The organism is Bradyrhizobium ontarionense (genome assembly GCF_021088345.1).
Classification (GTDB): domain Bacteria; phylum Pseudomonadota; class Alphaproteobacteria; order Rhizobiales; family Xanthobacteraceae; genus Bradyrhizobium; species Bradyrhizobium ontarionense.
Genome location: NZ_CP088156.1, coordinates 7,151,027 through 7,174,521 on the forward strand (window position 1 = coordinate 7,151,027; position 23,495 = coordinate 7,174,521).

General features: G+C 65.9%; 22 protein-coding genes and 1 pseudogene. 12 read left to right on the forward strand and 11 right to left on the reverse strand.

Annotated features, from left to right (window positions below):
• Positions 1-132 precede the first annotated feature (132 nt).
• The 3 genes from LQG66_RS31325 to mgtA all read right to left on the reverse strand — a co-directional run bounded on the left by LQG66_RS31325 (position 133) and on the right by mgtA (position 4,826).
• Positions 133-1,062: a DMT family transporter gene (locus LQG66_RS31325; protein ID WP_231328021.1), complete on the reverse strand. Its 930-nt coding sequence runs from the start codon at positions 1,060-1,062 to the stop codon at positions 133-135.
• 123 nt (positions 1,063-1,185) lie between these two features.
• Entirely contained in the window at positions 1,186-2,115 is a 930-nt protein-coding gene (locus LQG66_RS31330) for a DMT family transporter (RefSeq protein ID WP_231319677.1), read from the reverse strand.
• A gap of 146 nt (positions 2,116-2,261) precedes the next feature.
• Positions 2,262-4,826, reverse strand: coding sequence for a magnesium-translocating P-type ATPase (gene mgtA / locus LQG66_RS31335; RefSeq protein ID WP_231319678.1), 2,565 nt, complete (start codon positions 4,824-4,826; stop codon positions 2,262-2,264).
• A 219-nt stretch (positions 4,827-5,045) separates the two neighbouring features.
• On the opposite strand from mgtA, the gene LQG66_RS31340 reads away from it, so the two are divergent.
• From LQG66_RS31340 to LQG66_RS31365, 6 genes are all read left to right on the forward strand, one after another.
• A complete protein-coding gene (locus LQG66_RS31340) occupies positions 5,046-6,314 on the forward strand; it encodes an efflux RND transporter periplasmic adaptor subunit (protein ID WP_231319679.1) in 1,269 nt (422 codons plus the stop codon).
• Positions 6,311-7,537 carry an ABC transporter permease gene (locus tag LQG66_RS31345; RefSeq protein WP_231319680.1) on the forward strand — a complete coding sequence of 409 codons (1,227 nt, stop codon included), beginning with the start codon at positions 6,311-6,313 and terminating at the stop codon, positions 7,535-7,537. The genes LQG66_RS31340 and LQG66_RS31345 overlap by 4 nt, the downstream gene beginning before the upstream one ends.
• 46 nt (positions 7,538-7,583) lie before the next feature.
• Positions 7,584-8,213 (forward strand): ABC transporter ATP-binding protein, encoded by a 630-nt coding sequence (locus tag LQG66_RS31350; RefSeq protein WP_231328022.1) that lies wholly within the window; start codon positions 7,584-7,586, stop codon positions 8,211-8,213.
• A gap of 377 nt (positions 8,214-8,590) precedes the next feature.
• Positions 8,591-9,883, forward strand: a complete 1,293-nt coding sequence (locus tag LQG66_RS31355; protein ID WP_231319681.1) for an adenylosuccinate synthase — start codon at positions 8,591-8,593, stop codon at positions 9,881-9,883.
• A gap of 36 nt (positions 9,884-9,919) precedes the next feature.
• Entirely contained in the window at positions 9,920-11,578 is a 1,659-nt protein-coding gene (locus LQG66_RS31360) for a hypothetical protein (protein WP_231319682.1), read from the forward strand.
• Between the two features lie 39 nt (positions 11,579-11,617).
• Positions 11,618-12,040 carry a DUF5413 family protein gene (locus tag LQG66_RS31365; RefSeq protein ID WP_231319683.1) on the forward strand — a complete coding sequence of 141 codons (423 nt, stop codon included), beginning with the start codon at positions 11,618-11,620 and terminating at the stop codon, positions 12,038-12,040.
• Between the two features lie 27 nt (positions 12,041-12,067).
• Here LQG66_RS31365 and LQG66_RS31370 read toward each other — a convergent pair whose 3' ends face one another.
• A complete protein-coding gene (locus tag LQG66_RS31370; protein WP_231319684.1) occupies positions 12,068-12,316 on the reverse strand; it encodes a GCG_CRPN prefix-to-repeats domain-containing protein in 249 nt (82 codons plus the stop codon).
• 49 nt (positions 12,317-12,365) lie between these two features.
• On the reverse strand, positions 12,366-12,611 hold the full coding sequence (locus LQG66_RS31375) for a hypothetical protein (protein WP_231319685.1): 246 nt from the start codon (positions 12,609-12,611) through the stop codon (positions 12,366-12,368).
• 261 nt (positions 12,612-12,872) lie between these two features.
• Here LQG66_RS31375 and LQG66_RS31380 point away from each other — a divergent pair, with 261 nt between their 5' ends.
• Entirely contained in the window at positions 12,873-13,832 is a 960-nt protein-coding gene (locus LQG66_RS31380; RefSeq protein WP_231319686.1) for a helix-turn-helix domain-containing protein, read from the forward strand.
• A gap of 63 nt (positions 13,833-13,895) precedes the next feature.
• The gene (locus LQG66_RS31385; RefSeq protein ID WP_231328023.1) at positions 13,896-14,462 is read left to right on the forward strand and encodes a DUF4112 domain-containing protein; all 567 of its coding nucleotides are present in this window, start codon (positions 13,896-13,898) and stop codon (positions 14,460-14,462) included.
• An 88-nt stretch (positions 14,463-14,550) separates the two neighbouring features.
• On the opposite strand, the gene LQG66_RS31390 is transcribed toward LQG66_RS31385, so the two are convergent.
• The 4 genes from LQG66_RS31390 to LQG66_RS31405 form a co-directional block, all read right to left on the reverse strand.
• Positions 14,551-14,835: a hypothetical protein gene (locus LQG66_RS31390; protein ID WP_231319687.1), complete on the reverse strand. Its 285-nt coding sequence runs from the start codon at positions 14,833-14,835 to the stop codon at positions 14,551-14,553.
• 409 nt (positions 14,836-15,244) lie between these two features.
• Complete coding sequence (gene msrB, locus LQG66_RS31395; RefSeq protein ID WP_231319688.1) at positions 15,245-15,655, reverse strand: peptide-methionine (R)-S-oxide reductase MsrB; 411 nt, start codon at positions 15,653-15,655, stop codon at positions 15,245-15,247.
• A gap of 65 nt (positions 15,656-15,720) precedes the next feature.
• Positions 15,721-16,434, reverse strand: a complete 714-nt coding sequence (gene msrA, locus LQG66_RS31400; RefSeq protein ID WP_425601262.1) for a peptide-methionine (S)-S-oxide reductase MsrA — start codon at positions 16,432-16,434, stop codon at positions 15,721-15,723.
• Between the two features lie 1,173 nt (positions 16,435-17,607).
• On the reverse strand, positions 17,608-19,002 hold the full coding sequence (locus LQG66_RS31405; RefSeq protein WP_231319689.1) for a hypothetical protein: 1,395 nt from the start codon (positions 19,000-19,002) through the stop codon (positions 17,608-17,610).
• A gap of 367 nt (positions 19,003-19,369) precedes the next feature.
• On the opposite strand from LQG66_RS31405, the gene LQG66_RS31410 reads away from it, so the two are divergent.
• Entirely contained in the window at positions 19,370-19,639 is a 270-nt protein-coding gene (locus LQG66_RS31410; RefSeq protein WP_231319690.1) for a hypothetical protein, read from the forward strand.
• A gap of 198 nt (positions 19,640-19,837) precedes the next feature.
• On the opposite strand, the pseudogene LQG66_RS31415 reads toward LQG66_RS31410, so the two are convergent.
• Positions 19,838-19,981, reverse strand: a pseudogene (locus LQG66_RS31415) (polyphosphate kinase 2); the annotation flags it as partial.
• A 238-nt stretch (positions 19,982-20,219) separates the two neighbouring features.
• Here LQG66_RS31415 and LQG66_RS31420 point away from each other — a divergent pair.
• The 3 genes from LQG66_RS31420 (at position 20,220) to LQG66_RS31430 (ending at position 22,232) form a co-directional block, all read left to right on the forward strand.
• Positions 20,220-21,113, forward strand: coding sequence for a LysR substrate-binding domain-containing protein (locus LQG66_RS31420; protein ID WP_256460591.1), 894 nt, complete (start codon positions 20,220-20,222; stop codon positions 21,111-21,113).
• 107 nt (positions 21,114-21,220) lie between these two features.
• Positions 21,221-21,865, forward strand: coding sequence for a glutathione S-transferase family protein (locus LQG66_RS31425; protein WP_231319692.1), 645 nt, complete (start codon positions 21,221-21,223; stop codon positions 21,863-21,865).
• Positions 21,866-21,980: 115 nt separating this feature from the next.
• A complete protein-coding gene (locus LQG66_RS31430) occupies positions 21,981-22,232 on the forward strand; it encodes a hypothetical protein (protein WP_231319693.1) in 252 nt (83 codons plus the stop codon).
• 11 nt (positions 22,233-22,243) lie between these two features.
• On the opposite strand, the gene ppk2 is transcribed toward LQG66_RS31430, so the two are convergent.
• Positions 22,244-23,371, reverse strand: a complete 1,128-nt coding sequence (gene ppk2, locus LQG66_RS31435; RefSeq protein WP_231319694.1) for a polyphosphate kinase 2 — start codon at positions 23,369-23,371, stop codon at positions 22,244-22,246.
• Positions 23,372-23,495: the final 124 nt, after the last annotated feature.

The following is a 23,495-nucleotide window of genomic DNA, read 5'->3' on the forward strand; positions in this document are numbered from 1 at the left end:
GCCTCCAGAGACCTTGATCATGGGCCGTTCTGAAGAGGAGGCCTGACGCGCCGCTGACGGTTCGATGACAGCCTGATGATGCTCCCCGATCTTCATGAGGCGTCTTGCCGCAACGGACCGGCCTTCGGCGCATCAGCGGATCGAGGTTACCGGAGCGGCAACGCGGGACGCCACGATGACGCCGGCGATGACCAGCGTATAACCCGCGAGGTGAAACAGGCGTAGCTCCTCGCCCAGCAGCACGATCGCCAGGACGGAGCCGAACAGCGGCACCAGATGCAGGAACGGCGCCGCGCGATTCGGCCCGATCAGGCTGATGCCGCGATTGAAGAACAGATAGGCCAGCGTCGAGGCGAACACGACGACGTAGCCGAGCGTCGCGACCGACAGCAGGTCCAGCTTGAGTACGAAGCCCGACGAATATTCCCAGACGGCGAACGGCAGCAGCAGCACCGCGCCGGCCGCTGTGCACCACGAGATCAGCGACAACTGGTGTACCGCCGGCCGGCGTGTCATCGCGGCGGAATAGAGCCCGAACACCAGCAGCGCGCCAGCGAACATCAGGTCGCCGCGGTTGAACTGGATGGCGGCGAGCGCGCCGAGATCGCCGCGCAGCAGGATCACCAGCACGCCGATCAGGGACATCGCGATTCCTGCGAACTGGGCCTTGGTCAGCCGCATGCCGAACAACAGCAGAGACCACAGCGCCACGAACAGCGGCGTCGAGGACTGGATCAGCAGCCCATTCAGCGCCTGGGTGTATTGCATCGCCCAATAGGACAGCGCGTTATTGATCGCGAAGCCGGTCAGCGCAAGCAGCAGCATGAGTGGCCAATGCGCGAACAGCGTTCGCCAGTCCCGCATCAGGTGGCCCTTCGCGAACGGCCACAGCATCAGGAAGGTTCCGATCCAGCGGATGCAGGACAGCGTCAGCGGCGGCACGTGACCGGCGACGTAGCGCGCCAGCACGATATTGCCGGCCCAGAACAGCGAGGCCAGCGTGAGCAGCAGATAGGGCTGATTGTTGAGCCAGGACAGCGGCTGACGATGTGGGGCAGGCAAGGCGGCCAAGGGTGCTCAAAGAGACCCGTCAATCTGGGCCGAATCCGACCGCCTCGCAAGCGCGCGGAGCGGATTGGTGCCATGCACGAAGCCGCAACTTGCCAGCGGGCGCGCGGGATGACTTCAGGTCGCCTGCCTGCGCGAGGCGATGAACACGCCGGCCAGCACCAGCGCAAAGCCGAACACGTGAAAGATCTGAGGCTGCTCGCCGAGGAAGACGAAGGCCATGATCGAGCCGAACACCGGAACGACGTGGAAAAACGGGGCCGCGCGATTGGCGCCGATCAAGAGCACGCCGCGATTGAAGCAGAGATAGGCGATGGTCGAAGGAAAGATCGCGACGTAGAGCAGTGACATCAGGTTCCTGGCGTGGAACGCCATCACCGGACGTGCCTGGAGCTCCCAGATCAGGAGCGGAATGAGGCTGGTCGCGCCGCAGCCGAAGGTGAAGGCGACCATTGACAGGCCGTGGATCTGCGGGCGCCTGAAGGACAGTACCGAGTAGAAGCCGAAGATCGCCATCGCGAGCAGGAAGATCAGGTCGCCTTTGTTGAAGGTGATGCTGGCGAGCGCGGTCGGGTCGCCGCGCGTCAGGATCAGCAGCACGCCGGCGAGCGACAGCACGATGCCGATGGCCTGCGCCAAGGTCAGGTGCACACGAAGCAGCAGCATCGACCACACCGCCACGATCAGCGGGCCCGCGGACTGCAGCAGCAGCGTATTGAGCGCCTGCGTGTATTCCAGCGACCAGTATTGCAGCGTGTTGAAGGCGCCGATGCCGGTCACGGAGAGCACGATCATGATGCCGAGCCGCGACCGGATCGCCGGCCAGTCCTGGCGGAGCTGTTTCCAGGCCAGCGGCAGGATGATCAGGAAGGCGAGCGACCAGCGCAGGAACGACAACGTCACCGGCGGAATGTGGCCGGCGGCGAACCGTCCGACGATGGCATTTCCGGCCCAGCACAGCGCCGTGATGCTCAACAGCACATAGGGCTGATTGGCAATCCATGCGCGCGCGGGCGCTGTGGACGCGGGGGAATCGGCGGCAGACATGCGGCGGTGTTGGACCCGGTTCGATGCGCCGCGGCATTGGGCCCGGTGGTTCCAGGCCGCTGTTCCTCCCCGGCGCACCCGACAGACACCAATTGCAGCTGCCCATCAAGAGGGCAGATGCATCGCGACTATGCAGACGACGACGGTCATGGTGAGCCCAGATGAGGTCGGGGCCCCCGCTGCAGGCTCCGGGGCCTCGGCCGCACCGCAAGGGATTTGAGGGCCTCCGCACAGACCAGATACGCAACGACCAGGCCGGCGATCGTTGCCAGCACGGCGAATGGCGGCGTGACGAAACCGAACCACGCGCCGGCCGGCGTGAATGGCACCACCACGGCGACCACGAGCGCGGTCAGGGACGAAGCCGTCAGCATGGGATCGGCCCGATTGCTCCATGGCCGCAGGTTGGTTCGAATGATGAAGATGACGAGGATCTGGGTCGCCATGGATTCGAGAAACCAGGCGGTACGGAACTCCTCGGGAGTCGCGTGGAACAGATACAAGAGGGCGCCGAAGGTCAGGAAATCGAACAGCGACGACAGCGGTCCCATGATCGCGGCGAAGCGCAGCAGCTGCTTCATGTCCCAGCGCTGGGGGCGCGCGGTGGCCTGCGGACTCACGCGGTCGAACGGAATGCCGAGCTCCGAGAGATCGTAGAGCAGGTTGTTGAGCAGGATCTGCGTCGGCAGCATCGGCAGGAACGGCAGTGCCATCGAGGCGATGGCCATCGACAGCATGTTGCCGAAATTCGAGCTCGCGCCCATCCGCACGTATTTCAGAATGTTGGCGAAGGTGCGCCGGCCTTCTTCGACGCCGTTGGCGACGACTTCGAGATCGGCCGCGAGCAGGATGATGTCGGCGGCTGATTGCGCGACGCCGGTGGCGCCTTCGACCGACAGACCGATGTCGGCGGCCTTCAGCGCCGGCGCATCATTGATGCCGTCACCGAGGAAGCCGACCACCTCGCCCGAGGCCTGCAGCGCCTTGACGATGCGCGATTTCTGATCGGGGGCGAGCCGGCCGAAGGCGTCGGTCGAGCGCACCTGAACCGCGAGCGCGTCGTCGCTGAGCTCGGCGATGTCGCTGCCCGACAGCACACGGTCGGCCTTCAGCCCGACCAATCCGGCCAGCCGCTTGACCACGACCGGGTCGTCACCGGAGAGGATCTTCAGCGTGATGCCGGCGCGAGCCAGTTGCGCGATGGCCGACGCCGCGGTCGGCTTGGGCGGGTCGGCGAACGCGCAGAGCCCTTCGAGGATCAGCTCCTGCTCGTCGCTGCTCTCGATCTCACGCGGCGCACCGCTCCACGGCCGCGACGCGATCGCGACCGTGCGCAGCCCATCCTGTGCCAACACGCGCACACGCTCGCGCATGGCAGCGCGTCCATCCTCGTCGATCGGCTCGATCGCCGTGCCGCACCGTTGCCGCGTACAGAGCGCGATCACCGTCTCGGGCGCACCTTTCACGATCAGGATCTGATCTTGCCCGCGGATCGCGAGCACGGAGCCGAGACGCCGCGAGAAGTCGAAGGTCTGCTGTCCGCCCAAGATCCATCCGTCAGAGGCGTGATCGGCCCCTGCGATCAGGGCGGTATCGAGCGAGCCGCGGTCGCCGCCGAGCGCAGCGGCGATGGCGCCGAGCTCGGCAGCGCGCGGGTTGTCGTTGCCGTCAGGCGCGATGCTGCGGGCAAGGGTGATTTCTGCGGAGGTCAGGGTGCCCGTCTTGTCGGTGCACAGCACGGACATCGCGCCGAGATCGTGAATGGCGGCAAGCCGCTTCACGATCACCTTGCGCTTGGCCATGCGCAGCGCACCGCGCGACAGGGTCACGGTCGTGATCATGGGCAGCAGTTCGGGCGTCAGTCCGACCGCAAGCGCGACGGAGAACAGCAGCGAGTCCATCACGGGGCGGCCGAACACGACGCGAACCGTGAGCACGACGACGACGAGCGCCAGAGTGAGCCGCGCGATGACGAGCCCGAATTCGTGCAGATCGCGCTCGAACGGCGTGCGGCCCTGCGCCTCGGTGAGAGCGGACGCGGCCGCACCGAACATCGTGCGCGGGCCGGTGTTGACCACGAGCGCGACCGCCTCGCCGGTCTGCGCCACCGAGCCGCGGAACACGGCGTTCGAGCTGTCGTCCGCCTCCGCAGGCATGTTCGCCTGCTTGGTCACGGGGTAGGGCTCTCCCGTGAGCGCGGCCTCGCCCGCCGTGAAGGCGGTGCATTCGATGATCAGCGCGTCGGCGGGGACGATGTCGCCAGCGCGGACGCGCAGGATGTCGCCGGGGACGACCGTCTCGACGTCGATCTCGCGATAGGTGCCGTCGCGCTTGACCTCAGCCTTCAAGGCGACGGAACGACGGAGCTCCTCGGCCGCCTTGACCGCGTGCCCCTCCTGAACCGTGTCCAATCCGATCGACAGCGTCAGGATGAGGACGATGATCGCGCCGCCGATCACGTCACCGGTCACCATCGAGATGACGCCGGCCACCAGCAGGATCAGCGACAGCGGCTCCAGCAGTCGCCGCAATATGGCGCGCAGCGGACTCACCACATGCGACGGCGCATCGCTGTTCGGTCCATAGCGCTCGAGCCGCTCGGCCGCTTCGGCTTCGGCGAGGCCGTTCAGGCCGCAGGCGAGGGTCTCGGCCGCCTGCGGGGGCGAATGCCGCCAGAACCGGTGCTCAGTCGGGATCGGATCAGTATTCACGCGCGCCCGTTCATGTTTGTGGATGAATGCTCGTGGCCAACATGACTGATTTGCATGAAGCATCGCGCGCCGGTTGACCTAGCGCAATATCCTGATGCCGGGATCACCTAGGTTGCGCGGAATGCGCTGCGGGCTGAGGGCTGCGCCATCACCAGCACGAGGAACGGATCCCGCTCGCCAGCGGGCGCATCCGTATTGACGGGTTTTGCGTTGACAACCATGGCCGATCAAGTCGCAGCTCTATCATCCCGCACCAAATCAACCGTCGTTCCGGCCGTCTGGTCAGCACTATGGGCGCATCGCTGGTTCGCCCTCGCGATCGTCGTGCTGTTGGGCCTTGGCGGCTGGCAGAGTGTCCGTATCATGCTCGGCCCGGCGATCGTGGTCGACCTGGTCCAGCGCGGCGATCTGGTCGAGACGGTGGTCGCCAGCGGCCATGTCGAGACACCCTATCGCGTCGAGATCGGCAGCCAGATCACCGGCACGGTCGAAGAGGTCCTGGTGCAGGAAGGTGAGCGGGTCATCAAGGGCCAGCCGCTGGTCTCGCTGGAAGCGCGGGAACCGAAGGCGGCCGTGGTGCAGGCACAAGGGCAGGTGGCGCAGGCCGAGGCGCGGATGCGCCAGCTCGCCGAGCTGACCTTGCCGTCGGCGAAGGAAGCGCTGAGCCAGGCCCAGGCGACGCTGTTGAACGCGCAGCAGACCTACGACCGCACGTCGCAACTCACCAACAATGGCTACGCGACGCGGGCTGCGCTCGACGAGGCGCAGAAGACGCTCGACGTCGCTCTGGCCCAGAAACGTGCGGCCGAATTCCAGGTCTTCACCGCGAGCCCGGGCGGCAGCGACTACGTCATGGCCGAGACGCAATTGAACCAGGCGCGCGCCAATCTCGACACCGCGCAATCGCGGCTTGGCTACGCGACGATCGCAGCACCGCGTGACGGCGTGCTGATCACGCGCAATGTCGAGCGTGGCACCGTGGCACAGCCTGGTAAGGCGCTGCTGGTGCTGGCGCCTGCCGGCGCAGTTCAACTGGTGCTGCAGATCGACGAGCGCAATCTCGGCAAGCTCGCGCTCGGCCAGACCGCGCTGGCCTCGGCCGACGCCTATCCGGACAGACGTTTCCCCGCCGTCGTCAGCTACATCAATCCCGGCGTCGATATTTCCCGCGCCTCCGTGCAGGTCAAGCTCACCGTCAAGGAGCCGCCGGACTATCTGCGCCAGGACATGACGGTGTCGGTCGACATCGAGGTCGCATCGCGCAAGGATGCGCTCGAGCTGCCGGTGCGCTCGGTTCACGATCTCACCGCGGGACAGCCCTGGGTGCTCGGCGCCAAGGAGGGCCGTGCCGTCAGACGGCCGGTGCACGTCGGAATCCGCGGCAACAGCCATATCGAGATCGTCGATGGTCTGAGCGCAGGTGACGTCGCGGTGCCTGCCAATTCCGGTCTGGTCACCGGCCAGCGCTTCCGTCCGGTGCTGCCGTGAACCGCTGGCTGCCGTTCGAATGGATCGCCGCGGTGCGCTTCCTGCGCGACGGACGGCTGCAGACATTGTTCATCATCGGCGGCATCGCGATCGGTGTCGGTGTCATCGTCTTCATGTCGGCGATGCTGGCGGGTCTCGAGGCGAACTTCATCAAGCGCGTGCTGACCTCGCAGCCGCAGATCCAGCTGCTCACGCCGGATCAGGTCGCGCGGCCGCTGCGCAGCGGCCGCGGCGTGATCGAGGATGCCATCGTGCAGCGTCCGAGCCAGCGCGTGATCTCGATCGACCAGTGGCCGAAGATCCGCGATCAGATGCTGGCGATGTCCGAGGTGACGGCGGTGTCGCCGACGATCTCGGGCTCCGTCCTCGCCATTCGCGGCGATGCCAGCCGGGCCGTGACACTGTCCGGAATCGAGCCCGAGAGCTACTTCAAGATCGTGAAAGTGCCGGACTACATCGTGGCCGGCGAGCCGCGGCTGACCAGCGAGGACATCGTCATCGGTACCGAGCTCGCCAGGGATCTCGGTGCCGTCGTCGGCGACAAGCTCAACGTCCAGGCGGCCTCCGGCGCCAACCGCGTGCTGACCGTGACCGCGCTGGTCGACCTCGGCAGCAAGGGCGTCAATCAGCGCGCCGCCTATGTCGCGCTACGCACGGCGCAGTCGCTGCTCGGCATGGTCGGCGGCGTCACCACGATCGACATCACCGTGCGGGACATCTACGCCGCGGAGAATATTGCGCAGCGCATCCAGGCCGCCAATGTCGTCAAGGCCGACAGCTGGATCAAGACCAATGCGCAGTTCTTCACCGCGGTGCGGGCGCAGGAGACTTCCAACACGCTGATCCGCGTGTTCGTCGCGCTCTCAGTTGCGTTCGGCATCGCCGCCGTGCTGATCGTCTCGGTGATTCAGCGCTCCAAGGAGATCGGCATCCTGCGTGCGATGGGCACCTCGCGCGGCCAGATCCTGCGCGTGTTCCTGCTGCAGGGCGGGCTGCTCGGCTTCATCGGCTCGCTGTTCGGCGCTGCGATGGGCGCGGGCGCGCTGATTTATTGGCACGCGGTGCAGCGGCAGGCTGATGGTTCGGAGTTGTTTCCCTTGATCCTGGAGCGGCAACTGTTCGTCTACACGGCGCTGCTCGCGACGGTCACGGGACTGCTCGCCGCCACAGCGCCTGCTTTGCGCGCGGCCAAGCTCGATCCCGTGGTGGCGATCCGTGGCTGAGGAAATCCTGCGTCTGGAGAAGGTCTGCAAGGCCTACAATGTCGGGATGCCGACCGAGACCGAGGTGCTGCACGATATCGACCTCAAGGTCGACCGCGGCGAGTTCGTTGCGCTGATCGGCCCGTCCGGCTCCGGCAAGAGCACCTTGCTCAACATCGTCGGCCTCCTGGATCGGCCAACCTCCGGCCGCCTGACGATCAGGGGCCGCGATACGGCTTCGCTGGACGACACCGAGCTCACCCATTTGCGCGGCCACACGATCGGATTCATCTTCCAGTATCACCTCCTGATCTCCGCCTTCACCGCCAGGGAGAACGTGATGATGCCGCTGCTGGTGGATCGCGGCTTTCCGAGCGGGGAGATCGAAGCGCGGGCGTCCAGGCTCCTGGACCAGGTGGGTCTGGCAAAATTCGCCGACAATCTCGCGACCAACATGTCGGGCGGCCAGCAGCAGCGCGTCGCGGTGGCGCGCGCGCTGGCAATGAGCCCGGACCTGGTGCTGGCCGACGAGCCGACCGGCAACCTCGACACCAAGTCCGCTGATGCCGTTTTCGACCTGATGCGACAGGTCAACCGGGACATCGGCACGAGCTTCCTCCTGGTCACCCACAACCTCGATTTGGCCCGGCGCTGTGACCGCATCATCGAGGTTGTCGACGGCCGCATTCAGGCCTGAGACCGTCCCGATACGAGGGCTCTGCCGCCGAGGGATACGGCTTCGATCGTAGATTCGCCGCCGTTTCGTGCTCACTGGGGCTGCCCCGGTCGATGCGCCGTCAGAAGCGGATCGCCGGGGTAGTCCGATCCGCTGCCGGGGCGGCATGAAATTTTGGGGCTTATCAAAGGCTTGGTGGCGCTCTTGTGTGCTCCGACGGCCCGTTCTTGCTTGCCTAGCCCGGCAGCTTCCTTTATCCGGTGGGGCGCCTCGCAAGCGAGCGGTCCCGGCCGCGATTTGGGCTGGGCGCATGGTTGGCTAGGCGGGCCCCTCATCGGAAGCGATATCGTTCGAGCCGATCGTGCTGTTTTGGATCTTGGCAGAGGAAAGAGCTGCGAATGGCTAACGTGGTCGTCGTCGGCGCCCAATGGGGCGACGAGGGGAAGGGCAAGATCGTCGATTGGCTGTCGGAGCAGGCCGACATCGTCGTGCGCTTCCAGGGCGGCCATAATGCTGGCCATACCCTCGTCATCAACGGTGCGACCTACAAGCTCGCGCTGCTGCCCTCCGGCGTGTTGCGCTCGGGCAAGCTGTCGGTGATCGGCAACGGCGTCGTGTTCGATCCCCAGGCTTTTCTCGACGAGGTTGGCAAGCTGCAGGCACAAGGCGTCGCCATCAATCCGGACAATCTGCGCGTGGCCGAGAACGTCACCCTGATCCTGCCGCTGCATCGTGAGCTCGACGCGCTGCGGGAATCGGCGAATGCCGCGACCGCGATCGGCACCACCCGCCGCGGCATCGGCCCGGCCTATGAGGACAAGGTCGGCCGTCGCGCGATTCGGCTGATGGATCTCGCCGATCTCGATACGCTACCCCACAAGATCGACCGCCTGCTCGCCCATCACAACGCGCTGCGCCGGGGCCTTGGGCTGGAGCAGATCGACGGCCAGGAGATCCTGCGTGAGCTGACGGCCTTTGCGCCGCAGCTGCTGCCCTATGCGGAAACGGTCTGGCGGCTGCTCGACATCAAGCGCCGCGAAGGCAAGCGGATGCTGTTCGAGGGCGCCCAGGGCGCCCTGCTCGATGTCGACCACGGCACCTACCCTTACGTGACTTCGTCAAACACCGTGGCGGCGCAGGCCGCGACGGGATCCGGCCTCGGGCCGGGGGCGATCGGCTACGTGCTCGGCCTGTGCAAGGCCTATACGACCCGGGTCGGGCAGGGGCCGTTTCCGACGGAGCAGGACAACGACATCGGCCGCAAGATCGGCGAGCGTGGTCGCGAGTTCGGAACGAACACGGGCCGGCCGCGTCGTTGCGGCTGGTTCGATGCGGTCCTGGTCCGGCAGGCGGTGCGAACCTGCGGCATCAACGGTCTTGCGCTGACCAAGCTGGACATTCTCGATGGTTTCGACACGATCGAGGTGTGTACCGGCTATCGGCTGGACGGTAAGGAGATCGATCATTTCCCGGCAGGTGAGGGGGCGCAGGCCCGGGTCGTACCGATCTACGAGACGATCGAAGGCTGGAAACAGCCGACCGCCAATGCGCGCTCCTGGGCCGATCTGCCGGCGCAGGCCATCAAATACGTCCGGCGCATCGAGGAACTGGTGGGTTGCCCGATTGCGCTGCTTTCCACCAGCCCCGAACGCGAGGATACTATTCTGGTCCAGAATCCCTTCGAGGCGTGACGGGACCCGACAGCTGAGCGCGCGAATTGAGTTGATATGGCCGACTACTACCCGCTGATAGCCCGTGCCATTGCCGGATTGGACCCCAACGCTCCCGGCGAGAGCCGGCGCGCGCTTTATGAGCGGGCTCGGGCGGCGCTGATCGCTCAACTCCGCAGCGTTCAGCCGCCGCTGAGCGAATCCGAGATCACCCGCGAGCGGCTGTCGCTCGAGGAAGCCGTCCGCAAGGTCGAGGCCGAGGCAGCCCAGCGCGCCCGTGAGGCGCAACGCGCAGCCAGCGGCAATGCGCGTCCTGGCGACGCCCTGCGGCGAGCCGGCGCGCGCAATCCTGAGGCGCCGGCGGCGCCAGCGGCTCAGCCAGGCGCCACGCCGGACCAGGGTGCAGCCCCGGCGGCACCTCGGCCGCGGCCCGCGGCGCCACCGCCTGCGCCCGCGCGCAACGAGCGTCCGGCGCTCGGAAGCGAGCCGGCAGAAGCGCGGCCAAATCGTCCTCAGCGGTCCGAGCCGCCTCCCGCCGCCGGAGCGCCTGCCGTGCCGCCGCGGCCTCAGCCGCCGCAGGCTCCCTCGCCGCAGGATGCCTCCGCGCCGCCGGCGCGCGAGCGTCCGGCTGCCCCACGTCGCGGGCAGGATAACGGCAACGCGGCGTCGTCGCCGGCGATGCGCGGGTTCCGCGACATCACGGCCGACGTCGACGATCTCGGCAAGGCCGCAGCGCAGGCCAACCGGGCCGCGCGCAAGACCTACGCCAATGTTCCGGCCACCGATCTCGACCGGCTCGAGCCGGACGATGATGATCCTCCGCCGTTGCCCGAGGCGCCCTATTCCTATGACGAATCCGTCCAGGAGGCTGAGCGCTACGCGCTGCCCGCCACCTCGACCCGCCAGCGGGGCGGTGCGGATCGGGAGCGTGAGGCCAAGAAGAAGCCGGAGCGTAGCGGCTCGACCTTCCCGTTCAAGGCCGCCATCGCCGCCGGTATCGTGCTGATCCTGATCGGTGCCGGTATCCTGTGGGGCCGGCCGCTGGTCGGTGCCGTCACCGGCCTGTTCAGATCGACTTCGACCGTCGAAGCACCGAAGGACACTGGTGCGCCGCTCAGCAAGCCGAAGATCACCGACCGGGTTGGTCAGTCGCCGTCCTCGGATCAGATCGCGCCGGTCGCGCAGCGCGTCGTGCTCTATGACGAGGATCCCGGCGATCCCAAGGGCAAGCAATATATCGGCTCGGTGGTCTGGCGCACCGAGCAGATCAAGGCGACGGGGACGCAGAAGGCCGACATCGCCGTGCGCGCCGACATCGAGATTCCTGATCGCAAGTTCAAGATGACGATGTCGTTCCGTCGCAACACCGACACCTCGCTGCCGGCGAGCCATACGGCCGAGCTGACGTTCATCCTGCCCCAGGATTTCTCGGGCGGCGGTGTCGGCAACGTCCCGGGCATCCTGATGAAGTCCAACGAGCAGGCGCGCGGCACGCCGCTGGCCGGCCTCGCGGTCAAGGTCACCGACGGCTTCTTCCTGGTCGGCCTGTCCAATGTCGATGCCGACCGGACCCGCAACGTGCAGCTCCTGAAGGAGCGCTCCTGGTTCGATGTGCCCCTGGTCTATACCAATCAGCGGCGGGCGATCATCGCGATCGAGAAGGGCGCGCCCGGCGAGCGCGCCTTCAACGACGCATTCGCGCTGTGGGGGGATTGACCAGCAGCGTTGGCCGATCGGCGCGGCAGGAGGTTTGGCATGAAGCGTTATCTGATCTTCGTTGCCGTGGGCCCGGCGTTGGGCGGCTTCGCGCTGCTCCTCGTCACGACCTACTTGTCCGGCTACTGGACCGACACCAATCCGGGCGAAGTGGCCAAGCTGTTCAAGGTCTTCGTCACTTCGCTGCAGTACAGCTATCTGTTCGGCTTCCTGCCGGCGCTGATGATGTGCGCGATCGACGACATCCTGTTTCACGTCAGGCGCATCCCGCCGACGCTGCGGATGCTCCTGGTCGGCGGCATCGCCTTCCTGCTCGCCGCCTTCAACTATGCCTCGCATGGCTCCGACTATGGTGTCATGCAGTGGATCCTCTACGGCCTCGTCGGCTTCATTCCGGCCACGGTGTCCTCCTGGCTGGTTCATAAATTCGTCCAGGAGCCGCAACCGGCGACTGCGAACTGAGCCGCCGGCTGCGCCGCGCGCGCCGCCCTATCTGCCGTTCCCGCGGCAGCGGCCGCCCGGGCCGATGTGGAAGCCGCGCGGGCAGGCGTGCGCTGCCGGATTGGCGAAGTTGCGCCGGCACCCGCCATAGGGGCCCCGATGCCAACCCGGGCCGCATCCGCCGGCCACCTGGATGACAGCGGCCTGCGGTCCGGTCTTGATCGCAGCCAGCGGCATCGCGGATGCACTGACGGTCAGAATTCCCAAGAGGATCGTACTGGTGATGATGGTTCGCATCGTTGATCTCCGTTGGATGAGAGAAGTCGCCGCGTAGCTGTGAGCCAAATTAGCCACCTGCCGCGAATGCGATGCCGGCACGCACCTCGCCGATCGCCTGATCGATCAACTCCAATGCGCGCTCACGATGCCCGCCCTTGTTCGGGGTCGCCTGAGCGAGTTCGGCGCGCGCAGACTGCAGCATCGTGACGGTTGCAGTCATGTGCGGCTGCGCACCAAGCGCGTAGCCGATCCCGATGCCGACCGTGAGGGCGGCGCCGAGGCCGAGCTTGCGGGCAGCGGAAGACATGTTCATTTCATTCTCTCCTTGCGCTCATGGCTGTCGACTTGGAAGCTTGGGGTCCGCACCGACAATTCGGGATGCGTCCGGCCGCATCGGTAGTTGAACCAATTGCCCCTGTCTTGGACTAACCGGCACGAACGGGCTTGCGATTTGGACTGGTCGGCGCTCTCGACCTCCTCTTGATGGCCCGTGGGGATTTCAGCGGCGGTTCATCCTGCCGCTGCCACATTGGTTGTGTTGCTTCGAATTTCATTTGCCTCGGGTCCGATGTCGATGACCATCGTCAGGAAAATGCTGTCGACCGACATGCTGCCGAAAGGGCTCGCCGACAGGCAGCGCTACTTGTGCTTTGCGGAATTGTTCGAGCACTTTTCCAACACCGGCGAGCTCGATCCGGCCGACGACGTGCCCTTTCGCGCCGCAATGAACGCCATCCACATCGGCACCACGTTGCTGGGCCGTTGCGACGGCACCTTCACCCGGGTGCGGCGTGAACGGCGCCAGGTGCTTGCGACCAACGACGACCGCTATTGCCTGGCGCGCAACGCCGGCAGCAGCGAAGCGACGGTCGTTCATCGCGGACGCGAATTCTCGCTGCGGCCCGGCGCGATGGTGCTGCTCAAGCTCGATGAGCCGTTCTTCAGCGCCGATGGGTCGAGTCACAAGCGCTTCGTCAACGTGCATCTGCCGATGGTGACGCTGCGATCGATGGTGCCCGATGTCGACGACCTGGTCGGCCGGGAATTGGAGCCCGGAGGGGCGCTCTCGCTCGCCATGGACTACGGCGAGTTGTTGCTGGCCCGCCCTTCCGCTGCCGACGAAGCGGGCCCTGCGATCGCGCAGCATCTCCTCGACTTGGCCGCGCTCGGCCTCGGTGCCCGCGGCGACCTGATGCTGAAGGCCCGACGCGGTGGCTTGCGCAGCGTTCGCCTGACCGCGGTGCTCGCGATTCTGAACACGCGCTTCAGTGAGCCGGATTTTTCGGCGCAGAAGCTCGCCGCCGCGGCCGGCCTGTCCGAGCGCTACGTCAACGACCTGCTCCACGAGGCCGGTGCCGGCTTCTCGGCCCGGCTGAACGAGCTGCGCCTACGCAAGGCCATGGACCTGCTGGCCGGGGGAGGGCGCCGCATCAGCGATATCGCCTTTGCCTGCGGATTCAACGACCTGTCCTATTTCAACCGCTGTTTCAGGCGCCGCTTCGGGTTGACGCCGACGGGCGCGAGGGGGAAATAGCGGAGGCCCGGCGGCGGTTCGACGCAACTTGTGCCCGGGCCTGTGCGTTGCCATGTCATGGGTATGCAAGACCAGATGTCCATCTCGCCCCGCCGTGCGTCCGGACGCGCCTCGCAGGCGGATTTCAACGCCAACGAGGCGCGCGGTCCCGTCATCGACCAGGACGGGCGCGAGATTCCGCAGCAAGGCCCGTTCCAGGGGTCCTTTCGTGGATCGTTCAACGGCGCCTTCCACGGCTCCGGCGGGATCCGCTTCGACTTCCAGACCGCCAATCCGTTCGGCAACCTGACCCGTGAGCAGCGCATCGCGCGGCTGGAGGCGGTGGCCAAGCTGCTCGACGTCGCCTTCGTCCTGCCCGGCACCAACATCCGCTACGGCATCGACGGGATCATCGGCCTGATCCCTGTGGTCGGCGACCTCATCGCGACCGCGCTGTCGCTGTGGCTGGTGCGCGAGGCCCGCGCGCTGGGGGCGCCCTGGCATGTCATCACGCGCATGCTCGGCAACGTCGCGGTCGAAGGCGTGATCGGCATGGTGCCGGTCGCCGGCGACGCCTTCGACGTCCTGTTCCGCGCCAACATGCGCAACGCGAAGATCCTGCGGCGGTGGCTCGACGCCCAGCCGCGGTGAAGGGCGGAAACCGGATAAAACGAGAGCCCCATAAAAAAACTGCCCCGCACGAGGCGGGGCAGGGTGTCGTCTGATGGTCGGGCCGCCGTCAGGCGGCATCGGCGTCGGGCGCCTTGTCGGCCGCGCGGCGCGGCAGCGGAAACGCCTCGCTCTCGTACAGGGTGCGGATGCCGTTCTGGTCGAACCGAGCCTCCTCGACCTGCAGGTAGGCGCCATTCAGCGAATCCGACGGCAACTCCTCCATGGCGAAGCGCACCGCTTCCGCCGCGGTGCCGAACCGCCGATAGGCAAAGCCCGCGCGCTTCTTCTTGCGAATGGCGGCGGGAAACAGTTCGGCAGAGGTGTTGAAGTTGAACGGACGCAGTGGACGCATGGTCTGAGACCTCTTCTTATCGGCTAAGAGCGCTGACGCGAGCTTTCGAACGATCCAGCTTGGCAATGACGCCAGCGATTGCGGGGTGGAGGGCGGTCGTTGCCGCTCCAGGCGGCCCGGCCCTGCATGTCAGTTACGGCCCCTAATATAGGCTGATTTGGCAGAAATGCGAATCCTGCCGGCTCACATCGTAAATCCGGCCCACTTAACGGTCGAATGAAATATCCCTGTTTTTCAACAACTTAATCGATCTGCAACTTGTGAATGCAGGAGAGACAGAACAGCAAAGCGAAAATCTCGCCTGCAGCGGCGGTTTTTGGACCCCTTGTGGCTTCCGGCGCCGGCCCGCCGGCGTCCCGGTACCGCCAAAAGACGGGGCCGGGCACCGGCGGCATTCGCCGCACCAGAATCACCGCGGCTTGAGCTTCAGCGCCGCCGAATTGATGCAGTAGCGCAGGCCCGTCGGCCCGGGACCGTCCGGAAACACGTGGCCGAGATGGCCCGAGCATTTCGAGCACAGCACCTCGGTGCGGACCATGCCGTGGCTGACATCGGTCTCCTCGTCGACATGGCTCTCGGCCGACGGCTGGGTGAAGCTCGGCCAGCCGCAACCTGAATCGAACTTGGCATCCGACTCGAACAGCGTCTGCCCACACCCCGCGCAGACATAGGTGCCGGCCCTGTGGTCATGCTCGTACTCGCCTGTGAAGGGCCGCTCGGTCGCCTTCTCGCGCAGCACGGCATATTGCATCGGCGTCAGCTCCTTGCGCCACTCCGTCTCGCTCTTGACGATCTTGTCGCTCGTCTTGGTGTCGCTCATTCCTCGCTCCTCCGGCGGCTACGTATGGCCGCTTCGTATCGCTGTCAGCGGACGCAGTCGTCGACTCAGTTCGTCGCCTTGGCGTCACTGACCAGCGTCGGCTTCTCGATGTAGGTCTCCGCGAAGATCTTCTTCAGGTTCTCGATCTTCGGCAGGTCGTTGTAGGCAATATAGGGCTGGCTCGGGTGCAGCGTCAGGTAGTCCTGATGGTAGGCCTCGGCCGGGTAGAACGCCTCGAGCTTGCCGATCTTGGTCACGATCGGCTTGCCGAACACCTTGGCCTTGTCGAGCTGGGTGACATAGGCCTCGGCCACCTTCTTCTGTGCCTCCGACGTCGTGAAGATCGCCGAGCGATACTGCGGACCGCTGTCCGGGCCCTGGCGATTCAGCTGGGTCGGATCGTGCACGACCGAAAAGAAGATCTGCAGGATCTTGCCATAGGAGATCTTCTTCGGGTCGTACTTGACCTGGACCGATTCCGCGTGGCCCGTGCTGCCGCTCGACACCGTGCGGTAGTCGGCCGTCGCCTTGGTGCCGCCGGCATAGCCGGACACCGCACTGACCACGCCGGCCGTGTGCTGATAGACGCCCTGGACGCCCCAGAAGCAGCCGCCGGCCACGACAGCGGTTTCGAGCCCGTCGGATGCCGGCTGATCCTGGGCCGGGGGCGGGATCACCACCGCCTCCTCGGCAGCGTGCAGCGGCTGCCAGGCCACGATTCCGGCCGCCATGGCGCCGATCACGGCCGTCTTGAGCAGAATGGAGCGGGTGAGGCGCATCTTCGGATCCTCGCTGGGGGTGACTTGTCTCGTCTCGCCGGCCGGAACAGTGGCCCCGTCCGGCCTCTGTCGCAAGATACGTCGACGGTCTGCAGGCGTTACAGGGACCGCCACACGACTGCGTGAACGGGCCGTGGTGCGCCGTCCTGCCGGTGCGCCGCCGATTGAAGACATGATCGTTCGTTCTCGCGGCCTGGCATGCCCGAGTGATGCTGGATGCGAGCCCTCTCGAATGGTGGAGGGCGCAGGGAAGGCCGGGCGTCGACTGACACCCATGGTCCGCGTGCAACAAAAAGCACGCGGCAGAACCACAGGATCAGCCGGATCGTCCGGCCTTCCCTGCGCGACGGTTTTAACGCTTATACGGGCTCTCCCCGGGGACCGGCTGTCTTGCCCCCGTCGTCGGCGGATCATCATCACCGCCGGCTTGGCCTCAGCGTCGGGAGGCCAGGACCACACGATTTCACGTCCGCGCCATGCCGTTCGTCCGCAGGCATTTGCCCGCTGCAACACGTCGCGTCCATCGCATCACCGGCCCCACGTTCGTGACGATCGCGAAGCGCCCCTCCAGGTGGGCCGGGATGTGCGGAAAGGTGCCAGTGATTTGCCCGACGGTGCAAGGCCTGTCGGGTTGCGACAAAATAACGCGACGGGCAACGAAGCAGGACTATCGCATATCGCGCTCTACGTATCGCCCGCGTCTGCTTCCATTTCGTCATGGCCGGGCTTGTCCCGGCCATCCACGTCGCCCGGCGCCCTCGGAACGACGTGGATGCCCGGGACGAGCCCGGGCATGACAGAATAACTAATTAGCACGCGTCCGCGCAGCGATTGCCGCATCTATGCAAATGCGATCGCCCTGGGCAACGAAGGGGGACATGACTGTCGGCAGTAAACCGCCATTCCCGATGCGTGCGCATCGAGTATGTCCGGACTCCATGAGCATAGCAGGTTGGTAGCGCCCGTTCGCAGGAGATGGTGATCATGCCGCGCTGCGCTGCCTCTCCTCTTGGTGAGGAGGCGCGAAGCGCCGTCTCGAACCAAGAGGCCATTGCGAGGCCTCATCCTTCGAGACGCCCGCCAAGGGGTGGGCTCCTCAGGATGAGGGGGGAGATGGCGACCGAGGGTGTCGTAACGCATCTCCGCCACGGTGTTGATCAGTCGAATGACCCGCTAGGGCTTCATGGCCGTTGCGCCTGGCACGCGGAACAGGTCGAGCAGCTGTTTCGACTTGCGCGGATAGGCGTCGAACAGCTGGAAGTCCAGGTCCTTGGTGCCCGCGAACTTGCCGTGGCAGTTGATGCAGCCGTTCGGTTGCTGCGCGCTCTGCATGTAGGTCTCGAGCGTGGTGTTGGCGAGGAAGGCCGGCTGGCTCGGCGTGCCGATCGGCACCCCCTTGCCGGCCCATTGCGCGTCGACCAGCCGGTAGTACTGCCAGACGTTGTCGAGCCGCAGCGTCTTCAGCGCCGCCTGATAGATCGCCGTCTTCTGGGCCGCGTTGTCGTTGAGCGGGATCACGCGCATGACCTGGGTCGGGGTGTTCGATCCTTTTGCCGGCGGCTGGTTGACCTTGCAGTCGGTGCAGCTCGGGTTGAAGAAATTGTACTTGGCGCCGGTCGGGATCGTCTGCCCCTGGGTCGGCGCATTGTCGACCTGCTCGAACGTCGCCCACAGCCATTGCGGCAGCTGGTCGGTCTTGATCACGACATGAAGGCCGACGAGCCCGAGCTTCCTCGCCTCGCAGCGCTTGGTCGCGGGATCGAACACCAGCGCGTCTGTGGTGTAGAAGCGGGTGGCGTCGTCGGGCTGGCGGCTGCCCGGTCCGCCCATCACCTTCCACGCCGCCTTGACCTTCACCGTGGCGGAACGGTCCGTGGTGTTGGAGGACGCCGGAAAGGCGATTCTGGCGCCGCTCTGATTACGGCTGTCGTAGAACTTGTTGGTGACGACGTAGTCGTAATAGACGCGGTTGAGCTTGACCTCGTACCAGACGTTCTGCCCGTTCTGATCGACGAGACGGTTGCCGTCGGCCTCCTTGTCGCCGCCGATCAGCACGTCGCTGATCTTCGCCGTGCGCACCAGCGTGCGGCGTGCCGCGGCCGGATTCTCCCTGGCCTGGATCAGGCATTGCGGCGGGATCCGCTCGGCGGCATCGAATGGCGCGGGCTTGACCGGTGGATCGAGATAGATGTCGTCGGAATCCTTGTAGGTCTCCCACACCACCGGGCCGGTCGGCATGGTCTTCTTGCCGCCCTCGGTCATGTAGGTGAAGCCGCCGATCACGTTCTCGCGGTCGGGGACGCCGCGCTCGACGATCGGGTTCGGCGCCGGCCAGTTCAGCGCGACGAACGAGTCCCAGGCCATGTTGTCGACATAGACCTGCAGGCCGATGGCGCCGACATTCTGGGTCACGACGTCGGCCGGAATGTCCGGGCTGAAGACGTAATAGGGCGGCGTGAACTGCCGGCCGTTGACGGTGGGGCCGGCAGGCGCGTCCGCCTGCTGAGCCTGGGCGAGCCCGCTTGGCAGCAATGCCAGCGCAGCCAATGCAATGAGCTTTTGTCTCAAATTGACCTCCATCGGAAGACTCAGGTGATTCAACCAGTGGATTATTATCACTTGGTAATCGCTCAAAAGATGAGGCAGTTCACACATCTGAAGCTTCTCCCGGGTGATCTCTGCCGCGCCTGTCGCGTCGAACGAGGCGCCATTCCGGGCAACCGCGGACGTTCAGACAGCCCACGCTTTGTCCTGTATCGAATGGTTGCGTCCAGGTCGCGCGGTCGTGATGGCAGTCCGTGGAATTTCGACGGGATTTTTCCTGTCTCACACCCACGAGCGATGAGGCGATCGCGCCTCTGAGGGGAATGATCTCCCACGAGAGCACCCTCCAACAAACACGCGATCTCCGCACCGCAGAGATCGGAGAGCAATTATGACATCTTGGAAAACCTTGACGGCAGCACTGCTGCTGTCGGCGACCGCGGCTGCGCCTGCCTCAGCCCAGGGCTCGTCCCAGGGCTGGTTCTGGGGCCAGCAGGAGCCTGCGGCATTTCAGGCCATGTATCCCAACCGCGACGTGCTGAACGGCGGCGAGTTGACGCCGGCAGGGCGCATGGGACTGATGCGAGCCTATGGCGCCGCGCCGGTGTCTCCGCCGTCGGTTCAGCGAAGCCCGTATGATCGGGTGCCGCAGCGGCGATGACGCATCGGATTGGGATCGCGCGCCAGACGGTCGGCGTTTCGTGCCAGTCTGCAGGGTGGGCAAAGCAGCCGCCGCAAGGCGGCAGCGTGCCCACCGTCGATCGGCAAGCTCATCATCAGGATGGCGGGCACGGCGCCGCTATGATCTCGCGTGAGGAGAGAGCTCGGCTGCGCCTTTGCCCACTCTACGTGACGGGCCTCAGCTCGTGTGCTCCTCGCGCTCGTGGATGACGCTGGCACGGCCGACGATGAGGTCGTCGACACGGCCGATGTGCGAGACGGCCTTGCCGGCATAGGGCAGGGAATGCAGCACGCAGCGCATCGCGTTCAGCCGCGCGCTTCTTGAGGGGGGCTGCGTATGGGGGTCTTCTTGAGATCCAGCGCGTGAACAAGCGGCTTGTTCACGCGACGCGGTTGGCGCTGGAGTGACGAGCATTCACCGCCCGCAACAGGAAAGCGGGCGGCAGTCGCCCCAGGTTACAGCCGGGACATGGCCTGCATCCGGACGACCAATTGGCACGACGGGCCGTCGCACAGCCGGCGTCTCGACCCCAGCGCGTCATTACCATACACTACCCGGCATGCGACGCCTTCCCCTCCGAGACATCGAAGCCTTCGTGGCCGTGGCCCGCGCCGGCAGCCTCGCGCAGGCGGCTGTGGCCATGAATTTGAGCGTGCCGGCACTGAGCCGTCGCATTCAGCAGCTCGAAGCTACGTTCGGCGTGCGGCTGTTCGAGCGACAGCCGCGCGGGCTCGTGCTCACTGCGGCAGGCGATAGCTATTTTGCCGCGCTCGATCCGGCCTGGCGAAGCATGACCCAGGCGACAGAGGCGCTGCGCAGGCAGGAGGACGATGCCGGGCTCACCGTCAGCGTGATGCCGACCTTCGCGGCGAACTGGCTGATCCCGCGACTGCCACGTTTCCAGGCGCAGCACAGGACGGTGCAGATCGTATTGCAGACATCGGCCGAGATCGAGGATCTCCATGCGCGGTCCGAGCTCGACTGCGCGATCCGGCTGGGGCGGGGACCGTGGCCGGGGGTCACCAGCGAACCGCTGCTGGCGGTGGATGCGGTGCCGGTGCTGAGCCCGCAATTGCGTGATCGGCGCGGCATCCCGCGGCATCCGCGCGACCTCGTCAACGCCAGGCTGATCTGCACCGACCACCAGATCGAATTCTGGCAGGAGTGGTTCGCCGCCTCCGGCATCGACGCCGCGCCGACGGACTGCCTCGTTTTCGACAATCTCCAGGTCGTCTACGAGGCCGCGAGCGCCGGTATGGGTATCGCGCTCGGGCTCGATCCGGTGGTGCGGCCGTTCATCGACGCCGGCCGGCTCGTGCCGTTGTTCGCCGAGCGCGTGCGCCTGCCGCGGCAGTTTCATCTCGTGCGCCGGAGCTCCGCCGACGGGAAGGCCCGCGACTTTGCCGTGTTTCGCGATTGGCTGTTTTCGGAGGCCGCGCGCTTCGCCACATGACGCGCAGGCTACGGCTTGCGCTGCGCTGAAGCCTCGGAGGCGAAAACTGAATGGTGCCGCAATTCCCGGCCGCCTAACATGAGAGCGCCCGATCACGCGAGACGACCATGCCGCGCTACCGCCTGCACTACTTCCCCGAATCCGGCAACAGCTACAAGCTGGCCCTGATGCTGACCCTGTGTGGGCAGAGTTTCGAGTCGGTATGGACCGATTTCGGCGGCGGCATCACCCGCACTGCCGCGTGGCGCGCGAACGTCAATCCGATGGGCGAGATTCCGGTGCTGGAGGAGGACGGCGTGCGGTTGACCCAGACCGGGCCGATCCTGCTCGAGCTGGCCGCGCGCTACGGCAGGTTCGGCGGCGCTGACGCGCGTGAGCGCTTCGAGATCCTGCGCTGGCTGTTCTGGGACAACCAGAAAATGTCCGGCTTCATGGCGACCTATCGCTATCGCCGCGCCTTCACCCCGCAGCCGGACGAGAAGGTGCAGGGATTTCTGCGCGCACGGATCGACGACTTCCTGTCGATCCTGGCGGGCGAAGTGGCGCAGCGCCCCTTCATCATTGGCGACAGGCCGACGGTCGCCGACCTCTCGCTGTGCGGATATTTGAGCTTTCCGGTGGAGGAGAGCGGCTATGATCTCGCCGCGCGTTTCCCGCCGGTCGCGGCGTGGCTGCAGCGTATCGCCGCGCTGCCCGGTTGGAAGCCGCCATATGATCTGCTGCCCGGACAGCGGCTGCAGCGTTACGTCTGAGACACGGACGCGATCACGAACGGCCGTCGGCTCGCGCAGTCGTGATTGGGGGGCCGCTTTCGCCTGCCTACATCATCGCTTGCACGAATTACGTGCGGAGCAGGGAGGACCAATCATGATCGCATTCAGGAGCCTGGGGGCAGCTCTGCTGATGTCGACGCTGGCGGCCACCGCGGCATCGGCGCAATTCTCCGAGCCGGCGGCCTATGAGGCCATGCATCCCGAACGCGACGTGCTCAATGGCGGCGCGCTGACGCCGGCGGCGCAGGCGGAGCTGGCCCGCCATGGCACGCAGGCCTTTCCGAATGCAAATGCAGCGATGCCGCCGGCCGACTCCGTGAGGCCGCATCGGCGTCATCGGCGCTGAGCGCGGCGCTCTCAGTTCGCGTGCTCCTCGCGCTCGTGGATCACGCTGGCGCGGCCGACGATGAGGTCATCGACATGACCGATGCGCGAGACGTCCTTGCCGGCATAGGGCATGGAGTGCAGTACGCAGCGCATCGCGTTCAGCCGCGCGCGCTTCTTGTCGTCGGACTTGATCACGGTCCACGGGCAGTCGGCGGTGTCGGTGGAGAAGAACATCGCCTCCTTGGCGCGGGTGTAGTCGTCCCATTTGTCGAGCGAGGCAGTGTCGATCGGCGACAGCTTCCACTGCTTCAGCGGATGCGCCTCGCGCTCCTTGAAGCGGCGGCGCTGCTCGTCGCGGCTGACCGAGAACCAGAACTTGATGAGGTGCATGCCGCTGCGCACGAGGTTGCGCTCGAACTCCGGCACCTGACGCAGGAACTCGTCGTACTCCGCCTGCGAGCAGAAGCCCATGACGCGCTCGACGCCAGCGCGGTTGTACCAGGAGCGGTCGAACAGCACGATCTCGCCGGCCGTGGGCAGGTGCTCGACATAGCGCTGGAAATACCACTGGCCGCGCTCGACGTCGCTCGGCTTGTCCAAGGCCACGACGCGGGCGCCGCGCGGATTGAGATGCTCCATGAAGCGCTTGATGGCGCCGCCCTTGCCGGCGGCGTCGCGGCCCTCGAACAGCAGCACCAGGCGCTGCCGCGCATCCTTCATCCAGTTCTGCAGCTTCAAGAGCTCGGTCTGCAGGACGAATTTCTGCTCCTCATAGTCCTTGCGGTACATGCGGAATTTGTAGGGGTAGCCGCCCTGGCGCCAGTTGTCGGCGAGCTCGTCGGAGGTGTGGCGCTTGTCGGGCTTGGCCTTGCCCTCGATCAGCGCCTTCATCAGCTTGGCATCGTCGGGCGCGGCACCGTCCAGCATCGCCTTGATCGGCGCAGAGTTGGCGTCGAGGGCCGGCGGTCCGTTCAGCACGGTCTCGAACGCCGACAGCCCGGTGATCTGCGCGGCCTGCATCGATTCGTCGATCAGCGACTGCGCGATCGGATCGAGCTTGGCTGCGGATTGCTTTCGCGCGACGGGGGCTATAGCGGCCGCGCGCTTGGTGCGCCGGCCATTGGAGTCCTTGCCCTTCGCTTTCTTGGAGCTTGCCATGCGATACCCGCTGCCTGCCGTGGGTCTAACAGAGATGTGAATCGTTTTTTATCCGCCAAGGACGCTGCGTCAGGTTGACGTGGATCAAAGGGCCGCAGGAATGGCGCCAGAGCGGCAAGCAAAA